Source organism: Chitinimonas violaceus (genome assembly GCF_052601015.1).
The window spans coordinates 18314-34357 of record NZ_JBQXDJ010000014.1 but is presented as its reverse complement, the minus strand read 5'-3'; the positions used below and the strand labels follow the sequence as shown (position 1 = coordinate 34357).

The 16044-nt window shown below is 55.9% G+C and carries 15 protein-coding genes; 1 reads left to right on the top strand and 14 read right to left on the bottom strand.

What is annotated here, in order from left to right:
* Positions 1-161: 161 nt before the first annotated feature.
* Both ACUHMQ_RS07110 and ACUHMQ_RS07105 read right to left on the bottom strand, forming a co-directional pair.
* A complete protein-coding gene (locus ACUHMQ_RS07110) occupies positions 162-1271 on the bottom strand; it encodes a flagellar basal body P-ring protein FlgI (protein ID WP_445294757.1) in 1110 nt (369 codons plus the stop codon).
* Positions 1272-1278: 7 nt separating this feature from the next.
* Positions 1279-1944: a flagellar basal body L-ring protein FlgH gene (locus ACUHMQ_RS07105; protein ID WP_445294756.1), complete on the bottom strand. Its 666-nt coding sequence runs from the start codon at positions 1942-1944 to the stop codon at positions 1279-1281.
* Here ACUHMQ_RS07105 and ACUHMQ_RS07100 point away from each other — a divergent pair.
* Positions 1943-2098, top strand: coding sequence for a hypothetical protein (locus tag ACUHMQ_RS07100; RefSeq protein ID WP_445294755.1), 156 nt, complete (start codon positions 1943-1945; stop codon positions 2096-2098). The two genes, ACUHMQ_RS07105 and ACUHMQ_RS07100, sit on opposite strands and share 2 nt — an antisense overlap.
* Positions 2099-2103: 5 nt before the next feature.
* Here the strand turns inward: ACUHMQ_RS07100 and flgG are convergent, their stop codons facing one another.
* From flgG to ACUHMQ_RS07040, 12 genes are all read right to left on the bottom strand, one after another.
* The gene (gene flgG, locus ACUHMQ_RS07095; RefSeq protein WP_445294754.1) at positions 2104-2886 is read right to left on the bottom strand and encodes a flagellar basal-body rod protein FlgG; all 783 of its coding nucleotides are present in this window, start codon (positions 2884-2886) and stop codon (positions 2104-2106) included.
* A 55-nt stretch (positions 2887-2941) separates the two neighbouring features.
* A complete protein-coding gene (gene flgF / locus ACUHMQ_RS07090; protein WP_445294753.1) occupies positions 2942-3679 on the bottom strand; it encodes a flagellar basal-body rod protein FlgF in 738 nt (245 codons plus the stop codon).
* A gap of 74 nt (positions 3680-3753) precedes the next feature.
* Entirely contained in the window at positions 3754-5769 is a 2016-nt protein-coding gene (locus ACUHMQ_RS07085; protein ID WP_445294752.1) for a flagellar hook-basal body complex protein, read from the bottom strand.
* 55 nt (positions 5770-5824) lie between these two features.
* Positions 5825-6541, bottom strand: a complete 717-nt coding sequence (locus tag ACUHMQ_RS07080) for a flagellar hook assembly protein FlgD (RefSeq protein WP_445294751.1) — start codon at positions 6539-6541, stop codon at positions 5825-5827.
* Positions 6542-6556: 15 nt separating this feature from the next.
* Complete coding sequence (gene flgC / locus ACUHMQ_RS07075) at positions 6557-6970, bottom strand: flagellar basal body rod protein FlgC (RefSeq protein ID WP_445294750.1); 414 nt, start codon at positions 6968-6970, stop codon at positions 6557-6559.
* Between the two features lie 28 nt (positions 6971-6998).
* On the bottom strand, positions 6999-7406 hold the full coding sequence (gene flgB / locus ACUHMQ_RS07070; protein ID WP_445294749.1) for a flagellar basal body rod protein FlgB: 408 nt from the start codon (positions 7404-7406) through the stop codon (positions 6999-7001).
* 392 nt (positions 7407-7798) lie between these two features.
* On the bottom strand, positions 7799-8815 hold the full coding sequence (gene gap, locus ACUHMQ_RS07065) for a type I glyceraldehyde-3-phosphate dehydrogenase (protein ID WP_445294748.1): 1017 nt from the start codon (positions 8813-8815) through the stop codon (positions 7799-7801).
* A gap of 202 nt (positions 8816-9017) precedes the next feature.
* Positions 9018-9908, bottom strand: coding sequence for a maltose ABC transporter permease MalG (malG, locus tag ACUHMQ_RS07060; RefSeq protein ID WP_445294747.1), 891 nt, complete (start codon positions 9906-9908; stop codon positions 9018-9020).
* 44 nt (positions 9909-9952) lie between these two features.
* On the bottom strand, positions 9953-11476 hold the full coding sequence (malF, locus tag ACUHMQ_RS07055; RefSeq protein ID WP_445294746.1) for a maltose ABC transporter permease MalF: 1524 nt from the start codon (positions 11474-11476) through the stop codon (positions 9953-9955).
* Between the two features lie 372 nt (positions 11477-11848).
* Positions 11849-13027 (bottom strand): maltose/maltodextrin ABC transporter substrate-binding protein MalE, encoded by a 1179-nt coding sequence (gene malE, locus ACUHMQ_RS07050; RefSeq protein ID WP_445294745.1) that lies wholly within the window; start codon positions 13025-13027, stop codon positions 11849-11851.
* Between the two features lie 50 nt (positions 13028-13077).
* Entirely contained in the window at positions 13078-14190 is a 1113-nt protein-coding gene (locus ACUHMQ_RS07045) for an ABC transporter ATP-binding protein (RefSeq protein WP_445294744.1), read from the bottom strand.
* 194 nt (positions 14191-14384) lie between these two features.
* A complete protein-coding gene (locus ACUHMQ_RS07040) occupies positions 14385-16031 on the bottom strand; it encodes an alpha-glucosidase family protein (RefSeq protein WP_445294743.1) in 1647 nt (548 codons plus the stop codon).
* Positions 16032-16044 lie beyond the last annotated feature (13 nt).

Here is a 16044-nt window from a genome sequence, read left to right as displayed (position 1 = left end):
CGGCAAGAATTTGCCGCATCGGCAAGAATCACCGGCACACTGCAAAGCCAGTATTCATCGCATTGCCGGGGGAGATATAGTTGGGTGGTCAAGGGGACATAGTCCCCTTGTTTTCTTAATTGCGGTTAACAGGGGTGAGACTACTACCTTAAAGGGCTAAATTAGATGACTTCCAATTCCGCTTTGAGCGCGCCCGCAGCCTTCATCGCCTGCAAGATCGCCAACAAGTCCTGCGGTGTAGCACCAATCTTGTTCAGCGCCCGCGCCACGTCGTTGAGCGAGACACTCTTGGCAACTGTTGTCACACCGCCCTTCTCTGCCTTGACATCCACCGTGGCATTTTGAACAGGCGTGGTTATGCCGCCAGACAAAGGTTTGGGCTGGCTAACGTCATTACTTGCGGAGATGGTGACAGTGAGGTTGCCATGCGAGATAGCGCAGGGTTCCAAGGTTACAGTCCGATTCATCACAATCGAGCCTGTACGGGCATTGATGACCACCTTGGGCAGTACTTCTTCTGGTGTTATGGAGAGGTTCTCCATCTTGGCCATGAACGGGACACGTGCATCCGGGTCCTGCGGCGCACGGACCTGTATGGTCCGGGCATCCAACGCACGCGCCGTATTGCTGCCCATATTGGCATTGATCGCCTGCGCAACCCGGTTTGCGGTACTGAAATCCGCATTACTGAGTGCCAGGGTGATGTTATCCCCTGCCCCGACACCGCCCGGGACTTCACGCTCCACCGTTGCGCCATCGGGAATGCGCCCTACCGCAAGCTGGTTGACCTGGGTACTGGAACCACCAGCTGAAGCACCCGCACCGGCAACAATCACATTGCCCTGGGCAACGGCATAGATCTTCCCATCTGCTCCTTTCAATGGGCTCATCAACAACGTGCCGCCTCGCAGGCTCTTTGCATTACCCATCGATGAAACCACGACATCTATTGTCTGCCCGACACGGGAAAAAGCAGGCAGATTGGCAGTGAGGCTTACTGCGGCGACATTCTTGAGCTGTAACTTGGTGCCGGCAGGCAGCGTAACGCCAAGCTGCTGCAGCATATTGGTCAGACTCTGCGTGGTGAAAGGCGTCTGACTGGTCTGATCACCACTGCCGTCCAAGCCCACTACCAGGCCATAACCGAGCAATTGGTTATTCCGTACGCCGCCTACACTGACCAGCTCCTTCAGTTTCTGCGCCTGTGCAGGAAGCCCGGCAAGTACCAGAACCGAACAGATCAGCAGACGGATAGCTAGGCGAATAGGCATGATCAGCTTAGAAAGGTAGGACGCTGAAGAAGAACCGCTGCAGCCAGCCTGCGTTGGAAGCGGTCGCTACAGTGCCGCTGCCGACCTCTTCAATCCTGGCCTCGGCCACCTTTGTCGACAATACCACATTGCCGGTGGTGATATCGGCAGGGCTTACAATGCCGGAGATGCGCAAGTAACTGACTTCACCGCGGATATTGACCTGCTTCTCACCCGCGATAACCAGATTACCATTGGCCAACACGTCCACAACCTGGGCGGAAATGTCTCCGGTGAAGCTATTGCGAGAGTTTGCTGTGCCGCTGCCATCGTGTTTGCTGCTGGCTTTGATACCCAGTCCAAGCCCACCCAGCAGCTTGTCGAAGAAGTTGGAGTTGGTGCCCAGCTCAATCTTGTTTTCCGCGCTTCGGTCAGCTTTGCTGGCGCTGGTTGTGCTGGCAGTGACCTGCTCCTGGATACGGATCGTGACAATATCCCCTGCCCGTCTCGCAGTCGGGTCTTCCAGCAGCATACGTGCGCTGCCTGCCTGGAATATCGATCCGTTAGCCGCGGCCACCGGCTGAACTGGCGCCGGGTGCCAGCTGGTTGGCTGGCTGACGATAGTGGGCGGCAGATAATTGGCGCAAGCAGTCAGCAGCATAAGGCTGCCGCAAAGGAGGATAGAGCGGATCATGGCGTTTCTCCTGTCAGAGCCATGGTTGTCGGGCCGCGGCTATTCTGTGGTTGCCGCTGTTACCCGGTATTGCAAGCTGGCTTACTGCCTGGCGGTTGTCTTGCCGTTTGGCGTTATAGCCCAAGCAAATGCGCTATATGCGCAACTACCTTAGCCTGACTACAGTTGTGTCAGTTTCTGCAACATCTGGTCCGAGGTCTGAATAGACCGGGAGTTGATCTCAAACGCCCGCTGGGCCTGGATCATGTTGATCAGCTCTTCTGTGATGTTGACGTTGGACGTTTCAACATACTGCTGATTCAGCACCCCCGACCCATTCTGGCCAGGGTCGCTGACCTGGGGGGCACCCGAGGCGGAGGTTTCGAGGTACAGGTTCTCACCCACGCTTTGCAAACCTGCGGTATTGATAAAGGTAGCGAGCTGAATATTGCCGATCTGGGTCGCCTGGGTCTGGCCCGCTTGCAGCGCTGTTACAACCCCATCACGCGAAATACCAAACCGGATCGTGTTCTGAGGCACCGTGATGTTGCCGGATACCGGATACCCCTCTGCCGTGACCAGCACCCCCTGATTATTCAGCTGAAAAGCGCCGTCGCGGGTGTAGGCGATCGTGCCATCCGGCATTTCAATCTGGAAAAATCCGCTGCCATTGATGGCGACGTCAAACGGGCTTTCGGTGAGTTGCAGATTGCCTTGTGTGTGGATGCGTTCGGTAGCAACCGGCTTGACGCCTGTACCCAGCTGCAACCCCGTCGGCAGTTGGGTTTGTTGGCTGGTTGCCCCCCCGGGCTGCCGCATGGTCTGGTAGAGAAGGTCTTCGAAAATAGGACGGCTGCGCTTGAAGCCATACGTGTTGACGTTAGCCAGATTATGCGAGACGACATCAATGTTCATCTGCATTGCATCCATGCCTGTCTTGGCAATCCACAGAGAGCGCATCATGGCGGCAATCCTTTCCGGTATTTTCCTGTCTTACGGTCGTTTATTGCCGGCCACATCAACCTACAGCAAGAATCTGAGCGGCGGCACGCGCGTTTTGGTCTGCTGTTTGCAACATTCGTACCTGCAAGTCGTAGTGCCGCTGGTAATCGATCATTTTCACCAGCTGCTCAACCGAATTGACATTGCTCGCCTCCAGCATGCCATTGCTCACTTGTACCGAAGCATCAGGTTGCAGAGGCTGGCCATCACGCGGGCGGAAGAAGCCATCATTGCCGCGATCCAGGTCCCGCTCGACAGGTTTGACGAGTTTCATGCGGCCGATTTCGTTGCTTTGGGATGGGTCGGCCACCGTGGCGGCACTGATGGTGCCATCCTTGCCGAAGGTGATGATGCTGTCTGGTGGCAACGTAATCGGCCCACCATCACCCAGCACCGGGAGTCCTTCGCGGGTTTGCAGCAGGCCGGTTGCATCAATCTGTAGACTGCCGTTGCGGGTATAGGCCTCGCCACTACCTGTCTGTACCGCGAACATGCCTTCCGTGGTGACGGCAACGTCAAGCTCGCGTCCTGTGGTTTGCAATGTGCCTGGAGTGAAGTCAGAACCGGTGGTCTGCTCCACGACAAAGGAACGACTGGGATAGCCCACCCCGCCGACGGCGGGTACCGCGCGGTAAGCGGCCAATTCCTGCTTGAAGCCTGGGGTGGCGGCATTGGCCAGATTGTTGGCCACGGTGGCTTGCTGCATGGTGGCCTGTTTTGCTGCTGTCATGGCCACGTAGATCAGTCTGTCCATTTTTCACCGCTCCTTGGCGCCGGAGCTGGGAGCGGTGTCGGCAGACGTTGCCGGCGTTATTTGCCGCTTCCCGCTCAGCGCAGGTTCACCAGCGTTTGCAGGACGGAATCCTGCGTTTTGATCGTCTGCGCATTGGCCTGGTAGGTACGCTGCGCAGTGATCATATCGACCAATTCCTTGGTCAGATCAATGTTTGAATCCTCTACCGATTCTGACTGCAAAGTACCGAAGTCCGATGATCCTGGTGTTCCCAACCTTGCCTGGTTCGAGGCGTAGCTCTCAGCCCAGCGGTTGTCGCCCAAAGGCTGCAAACCCTGCACATTGGCGAAGTTGTACAGCGTAATCTGGCCAATCAGACGGTTCTGCCCATTCGAGTAACGCCCCTGGATGATGCCGTCTTTGTTGATGCTCAAGCCGGTGATGTTGCCGTCTGCATATCCATCCTGGCTCAGGTTGTTCACCCCGAACTGGTTACCGAACTGCGTGGTGCCGGTGAAGTAAGTGGTAAACGCCAGTGGCGTTTGCGCACCGCTGGGCGACGGCACCGGCGAGGAATATGCAAACTGCGTGCCACCGTTCATCTTGCCAGAAGCATCGAATGTGACGTAGCCAGGTTGGGTAACGGGTGCGCCGCCATCGAAACTGGTTTGAACCTCCCAAGCGTTCACGGCCACCTTGGTGAGATAGAAGGTCAGCGTGTGGGAAACACCCTGCGAGTCATAAACCGTCGCCGAAGTCGAGTGGGAATAGCTGGTTGGGTCCGACGCGACGATCGGTGGCGTACTGCGGGTCTCCACGATACCAGCGGTAAATGCAGAGGCATTCTGGGTTACGCCACCGAGGTTGATATTGAAGGTCATGCTGCCGCCGGGCTGGCTACCGTTGGCAAGGTAGGTGAAGCTGGCAGGAACGGGTGAGCCGCCAATAAGCTGGCCATTGGTATTGAACTGCAGCGGTGGCAGTGCCGAACCATTTGGCGCGGTAGTAACCGCAGGGCCACCGTCGATGCTGTAGCTGGTCGTCCAGGCATTGGCTGCGGCCTTGGTAAGCAGGATGTCGATGGTATGTGTGACGCCATTGGGGTCACGGAACTGCCCGGCATACGAGTGCGGTGTGCCGACGGGGTCTGCCGCATCCAGGTTGGAACCGCTGACCGCAATGGTCGTGTTCTGTGCGCCTGTATCGTTAACCGTTACTGTACCGGCCGTTGGCGTGGCGGTTTCCAACGCACCAGAGAAATTCAGGTTGAAGTTGAAAGGCGTTGTACCGTAAGCCGGTGCCGGCGAGCTGAGCGGGTAGGAAACCGCCTGGGTCGAACCCGATTGCAGTTGTCCGCCAGGTGTGAACACGAGTGGCGTTGCTGTCGAGGTATAGCTGCCAGCACCGTCGAGTCGTGTCGCGGCAGCCCATGTATTGGCCGCCACTTTTGTCAACTGTACGTCAAGCGTATGGAACTGCCCTGTCGAATCTGCTACCCGGGTCTGGTAGGACGTGATTGTCCCCACCGCCGCGGCATTATTGAGTTGCATACCGTTGATTGATACGGTGCTGGTCCCCCGGGTGACGATGGGTTTACGCGCATCGAAGTTCATACCCAGGCTCAGGCCCGCATTGGCCAGTGTCGACCCGCCTGTCGCCTGGGCGCCAATGTTTGAAGTCTGTATCTGGATGGCAGTGGGCGTCGCACCGGTAACCAGTTGTCCGTCGCTATTTGCCACGTAACCTGCCAACTTCTGGCCACCGTTGACGATATAGCCTTCCCGGTCGAGCTGGAACTGGCCGTTACGGCTGTAACTGTAGGTGCCTGCCGGGTCGATCAACCTGAAGAAACCATTTCCCTGAATAGCGATATCGAGTGGGTTGTTGGTGTTTGTGACATTGCCCTGGTTGAATTGCTGCGCCACGTTGGATGTCCGGCCGCCAATACCGACCTGTACATTTGAAGCCGCCAGGGTGTTGGCGTAGATATCGGCAAACTCTGCGCGCGACCCTTTGAAACCAACTGTATTCGCATTCGCGACGTTATTACCGACTACGTCGAGGAATTTGGAGGCGGAGTTCAAACCGCTCAAACCTTGTTGGAATCCCATGGCACTGCTCCTGAAGTATTGCCCGAACGCCTAGGTGCAAATCCTGATCGACGGCTCAGCTGATCCGGATAACGTCGCTCAACGACATGCTGCCATTGCCGACAACCGTTAATTTCAGGTTGCCGCCCGACAAATCGATGCTCTCCACCTTGGCGGGCACGTAAGTCTTCAACTCACTGCTTACACCCTTTGCATCTGTACTGAGCGCGATCATCTTGTAGGTACCGGCAGGCAGTTTGTTGCCTTGCTCTTCAATACCGTCCCAACTCACTTCACTCATTCCCGCCTTGGCGTCACCCAGGGCGATTTCATCTACCTTCACGCCGTTGGCGTTGTAGATCGATACGGTAACGGGGCCAGCATCCTCCGGCACGATGACGCGTGCTTCACGCGTGGTATTGCCGTCAAAGCTGAACTTCTGCCCGGGCGCCAACACCTCATGGCCAATCAACGAGGAAGCAAGGCCCGCGGCCTGTACCGATAAACCGGCCTGATAGCTGCTCGACAATGAACCCATACTGGTATTGAGCTCATCAATACCGGTCACCATCTGGATCTGCGCCAACTGGGTAGTGCTTTGCGCGCTATCCAACGGATTCATCGGGTCCTGGTTCTGCAGTTGGGTCATCAGGAGCTTCAAGAAGCGGTCCTGCGTTTCCTCGGCCTTGCTCTTGACCTTGCTGGTGCCAGCACTTGTACTGCTGGCCTTGTTGGCCGCATTGATGCGGTCATACAGGTCGGAAGAGTTGGACATGGTTGTAATGGAGGTCATCGCACTTCCCCTTTATCAAACTGAACCCAGCTGCAATGTACGCTGCACCAAGGTCTTGGCGGTATTCATCATGTCGGCATTGGTCTGGTATGAACGCGATGCTGAAATCATGTTGGTCATTTCTTCCACCACATTCACATTGGGCATGGCAATGTAGCCGGTTGCATCGGCAAGTGGATTCTGCGGGGCATAGACAAGCCGTGCCGGGCTCTGGTCTTCCGATATGGCAGCAACGGTGACGCCCACGGCCTGGGGCTGCTGTGCGCTGAGCTTGGTGGCGCTGAATATCACCTGCTTTGCACGATACGGTTGCCCGGTGGAGCTAGTCGCACTCTCGGCATTGGCCAGATTGCTGGCGGTTGTATTAAGCCGGATGGACTGCGCTGTCATGGCGGAGCCGGCAATATCGAAGACGCGGAAGAGAGACATGGAATGCTCCTTATTCTGCTAACCGATGTTATTGCGACTGCAAGGCTGTCTTGAGGCCGGTGATCCGTTGTTGCAGGAAGGTGAGGCTCGCCTGATAGCGCAATGCGTTATCGGTGAAGTTGCTCATCTCGGTATTCATATCCACCGTATTGCCATCAATCGAGGGTTGCACATCGTTGCGATACATCAGCGCGGCTTCCAGCTCGTTGTGGACATTGCCTGCAAGATGCCGACTATCTGTACGGTTCATATTTATGTTGGCGTTGCGCTGAGCGGTACCAGCGCCTTTCAGCGTGGCGGCAAAGTCGAAATCACGTGCCTTGTAGCCGGGGGTGTCCGCATTGGCGATATTGCTGGCGATCACTTCCTGCCGTGTCGCACGCAATTTCATCGCGGTTTCGTTGAAAGCAAAGTAGCTATTGATGTTGGACAGCATGGCTAGGCTCGCTTTTGTCGGCTTCGTTGAGTACAGCGACATCGGTCAACCAGCCTAAAGCACGCTATGTGCCAAGGATTTACACCCCACCATTGCGCTCTTTTTCCCTGTTCTACCTCGGCAAACGGCAAAGCTTGCCGGCCCCGGCGGCAATACGTTGTCGGACATGGCAATAAAAAAACCGGCCTGTTGGCCGGTTTATCGAGAGAGTTATAGGTTTCGGTTTGCGATAGATTCGCGAGCTTGGACCCAGAGCCTCTGTGCAAAGTCTTGCGAGCTAAGGTGAGACAAGGCGAAAACAACCGAGGAAGCGGAATTTACTAATAGTAAATTAGCATTCCACGGGGGTTTTCAACGCTGTATCGCCGACGCGCAGCAGACTCTGCAGGTTCTTAACGGCTCGCGTTCATTAATGCTAGGGTGGTATCCAACATCCGATTCGAATAACCCCACTCGTTGTCATACCAAGCCATCACCTTGACCAAGCGCTTATTGCTTACCTTGGTCTGCGACGCATCAAAATTACTTGATGCCGGGTTATGGTTGAAGTCGATCGAAACCAGCGGCTTGGTCACATAGGTCAGGATGCCGCTCTTGCTGCTGGCAGCTGCAGCCTTGAGTACATCATTGACTTCCGCCACCGTCGTATCGCGGCCGGCTGTGAAGACGAAGTCGACCAGAGAGACATTGATGGTCGGCACGCGTACCGCCAGGCCATCGAGCTTGCCAGCCAGTTCGGGGATGACCAAGCCGATAGCTGCCGCGGCGCCGGTCTTGGTCGGAATCATCGACTGGGTTGCCGAACGCGCACGGCGCAGATCGCTGTGGTAAAGGTCTGTCAGCACCTGGTCATTGGTGTAACTGTGCACGGTGGTCATCAAGCCCATTTCAATGCCAAACGCAGCATGCAATGGCGCAACCAGTGGAGCCAGGCAGTTGGTGGTGCAGCTGGCGTTGGAAATAACCGTATCGGTGACTTTCAACGTGTGGTCATTCACGCCGTAGACAATAGTGGCATCCACATCCTCACCGCCCGGGGCCGAGATGATCACTTTCTTTGCACCAGCAGACAGGTGGGCTGATGCCTTCGCTTTGCTGGTGAAGAGGCCGGTACATTCGAACACCACATCAACGTTCAAGTCCTTCCAAGGCAGCTGGGCTGGGTCGCGCACGCTGAGATAGCGGATGCGGTCACCGTTCACCAGTAGATGGTCGTCCTTGTAACCGACTTCCGCACGGAACTTGCCGTGTACGGTGTCGTATTCGGTCAGATGCGCATTGACTTCGATCTCGCCGATATTGTTGATGGCGACGATTTCGAAATCGCCACGGCGATTGTATTCATACAAGCCGCGTAGAATATTACGGCCGATACGACCATATCCATTGATTGCAACACGGATAGTCATGGGTTTGCTCCTGATTACTTGAGTTGATGGCGACGCCATTCCGGCGTTCTGCTTAGTATGGTTTTCGGCCATCGGTGGGCCGCTTTACTACGTGCGAATGCATAGGCAAACACGGTACATGAAACACGTGGGGCTTGGGGAGCATCATAGCCAAGGTGGCGACAATCCCCTCGATCAGCCGACCAGGTGTTGTTGATTGTCATCAACCTTTCACCCCGCCGGCAGTAAGGCCGGAGATCATCCAGCGTTGTGCGAGAAGGAAGACGACAGTGATCGGCAAACCGGAGAGAATGGCGGCAGCGGCAAAATCCCCCCAGCGGTAATGTTGTGGATAGAGAAACTGCTTTGAACCTACGGCCAGCGTCAGCTGGTCCTGGCTTTGCACCAGAATCGAGGCAATAGGGTACTCATTGATGCTGCTGATAAATGCCAGGATGAACACCACCATCAGAATAGGCAGCGACATCGGCAGCAAGACATGGTGGAAAGCCTGGAATGGCGATGCACCATCTACTTTGGCAGCTTCTTCGATCTCCATCGGGATCGTTTCGAAATAACCCTTGATCGTCCAGATATGCAGCGCAATACCGCCGGTGTAGGCCAGAATCAAACCGCCATGGCTGTTGATGCCCAAACCGGGTACATAAGCGCCTATCCGGTCGAAAATCGCATAGATACCGACAAGTACAAGTACAGAGGGAAACATCTGCAATAGCAGCAAGGAGGTCATCAGCTGCTGTTTGAAAGCAAACCGCATGCGCGCAAACGCATAGGCGCAAGTAGTGGAAAGCAATAGCGCGATCAGTGCCGACAGTCCAGCCACTTTCACCGAATTCCACAGCCAGCCCAGTACGGGGAAGTCTGGCTCAATCAACTGCCCATCCGGTCCCTGGTATGAAATACCAAGCGCCAGTTTCCAATGGTCGAGACTGATCGAACTGGGAATCAACTCCCCGGTTGCGAAGTTACCGGGCCGAAAGCTGATCGACACCAACATCAGAAATGGTGCCAATGTCAGCGCGATAAAGCTGATCAGCCCGACATGAGCCGCGATGACGCGCCAACGGTGTGACTTATCGAGTACGACTGCCATGCTTGTAACTCCAGATCCGTCCGCTTCTTATAGCGGGGAAAAAATTAAGCCGACTCACCTGTATTGGTCTTGCTGATGCGCATATTGACCAGGGACAGGAGCACCACCATCAGGAAGATGACAGTCGACAGGGCCGAAGCAAGGCCGAAGTCCTGGCCGGAATCCTCAAAGGCGATCCGATACGTATAGGAAACCAGCACGTCGGTCGTCCCTGCCGGGATTTTGGTACCGAGAAAGTCCGGCCGGCCACCGGTCAGCAGCGCGACAATGACGAAGTTGTTGAAATTGAAAGCAAATGCCGAAATCAACAGCGGTGTCATCGGCTTGGCAATCAGCGGCAGGGTGATCTTGAAGAAGTTGGTCAACGGCCCAGCTCCGGCAATCGCCGACGCCTCGTATAGATCAGCTGGAATCGCTTTGATGAGCCCCATGCAAAGCAGCATCATGTAAGGGAAACCGAGCCAGGTGTTCACAACCAACAGCATGACCTTGGCGAGGAACGGGTCGGTGAACCAGTTGGGACTGATACCGAACAAATGGCTGAGCACCAGATTGATTTCACCGGAGTTCTCGTTGAACAGGCCCTTGAAGACGAGGATGGAAATAAACCCCGGTACGGCGTAGGGAATAAACAGCAATATGCGATAAAGCCCGCGCCCGGTCAGCGCTTCCCAACCCATCAGAACGGCAAGCACAACGCCAATTGAAAATGCGAACAGTACGGTAAGGCCGGCAAAAACAACGGTCCAGATGAAGATTTGCGCCAATGGCTCGCTCAGTGCCCGGTCGCTGAAGATACGCACATAATGGGCAAACCCGACACTGGTGGTGAAACCAGGCTGCATGGCCTCGCCTGCGCTATTTTTGTAAAAGCCAGCTTCCATATCGGGGCGTAGGACAGAACCATCCTGCTGGTCTACCAGGCTGCCATCCGCTGCCTTGATGTACTGCTTGCGGACAGGTGCGAATTCACGCAGACCCGAGGCACTGACCACTGTTCCATCAGGCAGATGTATCGATACCAGCTTCAGCGCTTTCAGGTTCTTAATTAAGGTGCGGGTATCTGCCGCGTCGGCCAATGGCGCATCCCCCGCAACCACAGGCTTGGCGGAGACTTCAATCGGCTTTTCCTGCAAAGTCAGCGGTGGTGTTTGAAATACGCTGCCATCTTCGGCTTCCAGGCGAATACGATAAGCCGTGCCATCTGGATGCAGCGTGAATGCCAGGGTATTGCCCTCGACGGTATAAGTCTGGTCGAGGAAATAGGCCGTGGCGCGATCAAAGCTCAATATGTGTTTGGAGCTGTAGTTCGTGAAACCGATCGAAAAATTGATCGCGATGGGCAGAATGACGAAGAGCAATACCGCCACAAGGCCCGGGAACAAGTAGCGGTAGTTGTAGGCGCGGCTTGCTGTGTACACGTAGACCGCTACACCCAGGAATGCCACCAGGGAAAAAGCCGCGAGCGATTGCCCGGAAAGGTACACCTGCAGGCTCAGGTACAAACCAGTCAACACCACCAAGGAAAGCAGCACAGCTGGCACGGCTTTATTCAACAAACGACCCATTCTTCATCTTCTCCTTGGCAACGGTCAGCAAGCCAATCCGTGCTGATCGCAGCCCTCCTTCCCGAGGGAAAGGAATGCAGGCTGGAGTAGCCAGGTCTCAGCGGAACCTGGCTACTCGTAGAAAGCAACTATGTCTTTGAACCTGTTTACGATCTTACTGCGCAGCTGTGATCAGGGCTTATGTGCTGCTCGAATTCCTCATGTACCTAAGTACATTCCGGCTTCTGCGCTGCTCTGCGCCCTGCTGACAGCCGCTCGCGACAGATCGTAAGCAGGTTATTAGAAACTGTTCAAAGTCCTGCGAGCTGGGACCAAACAAAGTGTTTTCAGCCCTGTATTGCTGACGTACAGCAGTCTTGAACAGCTTCCTGATTACTTGTTGGTGATACGCTTGGCAGCTGCATCAAGCCCTTCCTTGACGCCCTGACGACCGCTGGTGATGTTCTGCAATGCAGATTCCATCGAAGACCAGAAGCGCCCCATTTCCGGCACGTTCGGCATGGGTGCGCCAAGCTGCGCGGAAGCCATGGTGGCTTTGATGTTGGCGTCGTTCTGCAATTCCTTGAAGAAGGCTTTATTGGCGGGTACGCCCAGCGGGACGTCGGCGTTCATCTTCTTCAGGCCATCCAGGCTCATCAGATGGTTTTCCAGGAAGTCGGCCGCAATTTCCTTGTTCTTGCTGCTGTTGTTGATCAAACAACCCAGCACACCGACAAAAGGCCCGCCCTGCTTGCCGCCTACGCTGGGAATGGTGGCGACGCCAAAGTCGATCTTGGCCTGCCTGGCGTTATCCCAGGCCCATGGGCCGGAGATCATCATCGCGATCTCTCCCTTGGCGAAACCATTTTCCATGTCGGCATAGCTGGCGCCTTGCGGCATGACGCCCGACTTGACCAGCTTGGCCAGCATTTCGACGCCTTTCTGGGCGCCCGCATTGTTGACGCCCACATCATTGACGTCGTAACCGCCATCGGCCTTGGGCTTGAATGGGTAGCCGCCATTGGCAGCTAGCAAGGGCCAGGAGAAATAGGTCTTGGTGTAGTCCCACATGATCGCCTTCTTGCCCTTGGCCTTCAGCGCCTTGTCGAGCGCGAAGATTTCTTCAAAGGTCTTGGGTGGGTTGAGCACCAGGGCTTTGTTGTAGATCAGCGCAATCGCTTCGATCGACAGCGGGTAGCCCCACAGCTTGCCGCCGATGGTGAACGACTTCACCGCCAGTGGGTCGAGCGCGTCTATTACCTTTTTGGAAGGCTTGAGCGGGCTGACAAGCCCTGCTGCAATCCATTCACCCGCGCGGTCGTGCGGCCAGCAAAAGATATCCGGCCCCTTGCCTGCCGCAGCGGCTTGTTGGAATTTGGCTGGCGCATCCTCGGGGTGCTCCACCGTTACCGATACACCCGATTGCTTGGCGAAGTCGTCCCCCACCTTCTGAATGCCGTTGTAACCCTTATCTCCATTGATCCATAGCGACAATTTGGTGTCCGCCGCATAGGCATTGCCGGCAAAGCCCATGGCCACGGCCAGTACAACGCATGTCTTGTTCAGTTTCATTGGTCTCTCCATCTCGATATGGTGTGGTTTTGGTGTCGCCCTAGCTTGTGCTAACGGGTCGTTGACGTTACATCATCCAGACGTGCGAACGCTTCGCCTGCATCGTTGAATAAGTAACAGCGTGATGGGGTAGCGCTGACTTGCAGTGTTTCGCCGACTTGGGCGTTATGAGCAGCCGGTGCGCGCACAACCAGATGCTCTGCTGCGCCTTCCACCTGCAGGTAGAAAATGGTGGCCTCGCCCAGGTGCTCTGCGGCGATGATCTGGCCGGTGATCGTATTGGCGGTTGAATCGAGTGTGAAGTGCTCGGGGCGGATACCCAACGTTACTGCGCTGCCTATCTGGCCCGCGCGTGCATCTACTTGAACACGGACCAAGGTGCCATCGGCGAGTTTGACGGTGGCGGTGCGGTCCGTCATATCGGCCAAGCTGCCCTGGACGAAATTCATCTTGGGTGAGCCAATAAAGCCCGCAACAAACAGATTGCGTGGGTGGTGATACAGCGCAAGCGGTGCGCCGACCTGCTCCACATTGCCCGCATTGAGCACCACGATGCGATCCGCCAGCGTCATGGCCTCCACCTGATCATGGGTGACATAGACCATGGTGGTCTTGAGTTCACGATGCAGCTTGGTGATCTCAATGCGCATCTGCACCCGCAAAGCGGCATCCAGATTCGACAGCGGCTCGTCGAACAGAAAGACATTGGGCTTACGAACAATTGCCCGGCCAATCGCTACCCGTTGCCGTTGCCCGCCCGACAATGCCTTGGGTTTACGGGTCAGCAGATGTTCGATCTGCAATATCCCGGCGGCGCGCTCGACCGCTTGCTTCATCTCATCTTTGGATACCCCGGCAAGCTTAAGGCCAAACGCCATGTTCTCGGCCACCGTCATATGTGGGTACAACGCATAGCTCTGAAACACCATGGCGACGCCACGCTTTGCCGGTGGAACCTCATTACAGCGTTGGCCGCCAATGGTCAGCTCACCCGAGGTGATGTCCTCCAGGCCAGCGATGGTGCGCAGCAAGGTTGACTTACCGCAACCCGAGGGCCCGACAAAGACCACGAACTCGCCATCCTGGATATCCAGATCAATGCCATGCAGCGTTTCGATTTCGCCGAACGATTTGCGAATGCCGCGCAAGACGACGTCGGACATAACTTTCTGTGCTCCGTTTAGGAATGGTATCGCGTGATACAGCGCAGGCTGCCTATGGTCTCTGTTTCCGAGACCGTAGGTTTATGCATTGGCGGTTGGCTACATGGAGCTGGTGCTTGGCTTAGCTCATTGAGCCGCCTTGGCGGGGTCTAAGCACCCGGCAAGGCTGCACAGTATGCCAAACGAATGGGTACTCAGCATTCGATGGCTGCAAAAACACCCCCGAACTGGGCCAAGCCCAGCAGCCCGTCCTCCAGGCTGCCTTCCAGGCCATGCCCATGTACCAATGTGGCAGCGCGTAAACGCTTGGGTAGGCGCAAACTGGCGGGTTTCGCCCCCAGGTTGAAGGCGCATAGCCAAGTTTCATCATCCAGCGTGCGGGTAAAAGCAAGCACAGGTTCTGGCGTGTCCAGAAAGTCGATGTCCCCTACCCTCAGTACGGGATGGGTTTTGCGCCAGTTCAGAAATTGCCGGTAGAAATGCAGAGTCGACTGCTGATCGATTTCCTGCTTGTCCACGGCTCGCGCCAGATGCTCCTTTGGCACCGGCAACCAGGGTTTGGCCTGGGAAAAGCCGGCATGCTTGAGTTTGGCCTGCCAAGGCATGGGAGTACGGCAACCGTCGCGCCCCTTGAATTCCGGCCAGAAGGTAATGCCATAAGGGTCTTGCAGCTGCCCGAAAGGGATATCAGCTTCAGTCAACGCCAACTCTTCACCTTGGTAGATGCACAAACTGCCCTTGAGGCTGGCTGACATCGCCAGCAGCACTTTGGCATAGGCAGGACGGATTTCTCCCTTGCCCCAACGTGTCATGACGCGTTGGGCATCATGGTTGCCAATACTCCAGCATCCCCATCCTTTACCGCCATCCTTCTTGCCGGTCTTGGTCAGCTGTGCTTCCAATTCTTCCACCTGTTGGCGGATATGCGCTGCCGAGCACTCGGGCGTAAGCAGGTTGAAGCTATAGGCCATGTGCAACTTGTCACCGCCAGAGGTGTACTTGGCCATGGTTTTGAGCGAATGGTCATCACCTACCTCGCCCACTGATGCCGCACCGTATTTGTCTAACAGCACACGCACTTTCTGGAGGAAAGCGAGATTCTGCGGCTGGGATTTGTCGTACTTATGAGCCTGTAGGCCGTAAGGGTTCTCTGCACTGACGGTTTTACTGTCACGCACCAAGGCGGGTGGGTTCGAACGCAACTTCGGGTCGTGGAAATGGAAATTGCAGGCATCGAACCGGAAGCCATCCACCCCGCGTTTGAGCCAGAAATGGACGGTATCCAGCATGGCTTGCTGTACTTGGGGGTTATGGAAATTCAAGTCTGGCTGGCTGCTCAGGAAGTTATGCAGGAAATACTGACGCCGACGCGATTCCCACTGCCATGCCGATCCACCGAATACCGACAGCCAATTGTTTGGCGGTGTGCCATCCGGCTGCGGATCGGCCCATACAAACCAATCAGCTTTGGGGTTGTCCTTGCTCTGACGGCTTTCCTTGAACCAAGGGTGCTGGTCTGAACAGTGGCTCAGCACCTGATCGATCATGACCTTCAGACCTAGCTTATGTGCCTTGGCTACCAACGTATCGAACGCGGCAAGGTCGCCGAACAATGGGTCGATGTCGCAATAATCCGATACATCGTAGCCAAAGTCCTTCATGGGCGACTTGAAGATGGGCGAGATCCAGATGGCGTCGACCCCCAGACTGGCAATGTACGGCAGCTTGTCGGTAATACCCGGCAGATCCCCTACCCCGTCGTTATTGCTGTCTGCAAAGCTGCGTGGGTAAATCTGGTAAATCACACCACCGCGCCACCAATCGTTCTTCTTGATTTTCATGCTGTCCGCCGGA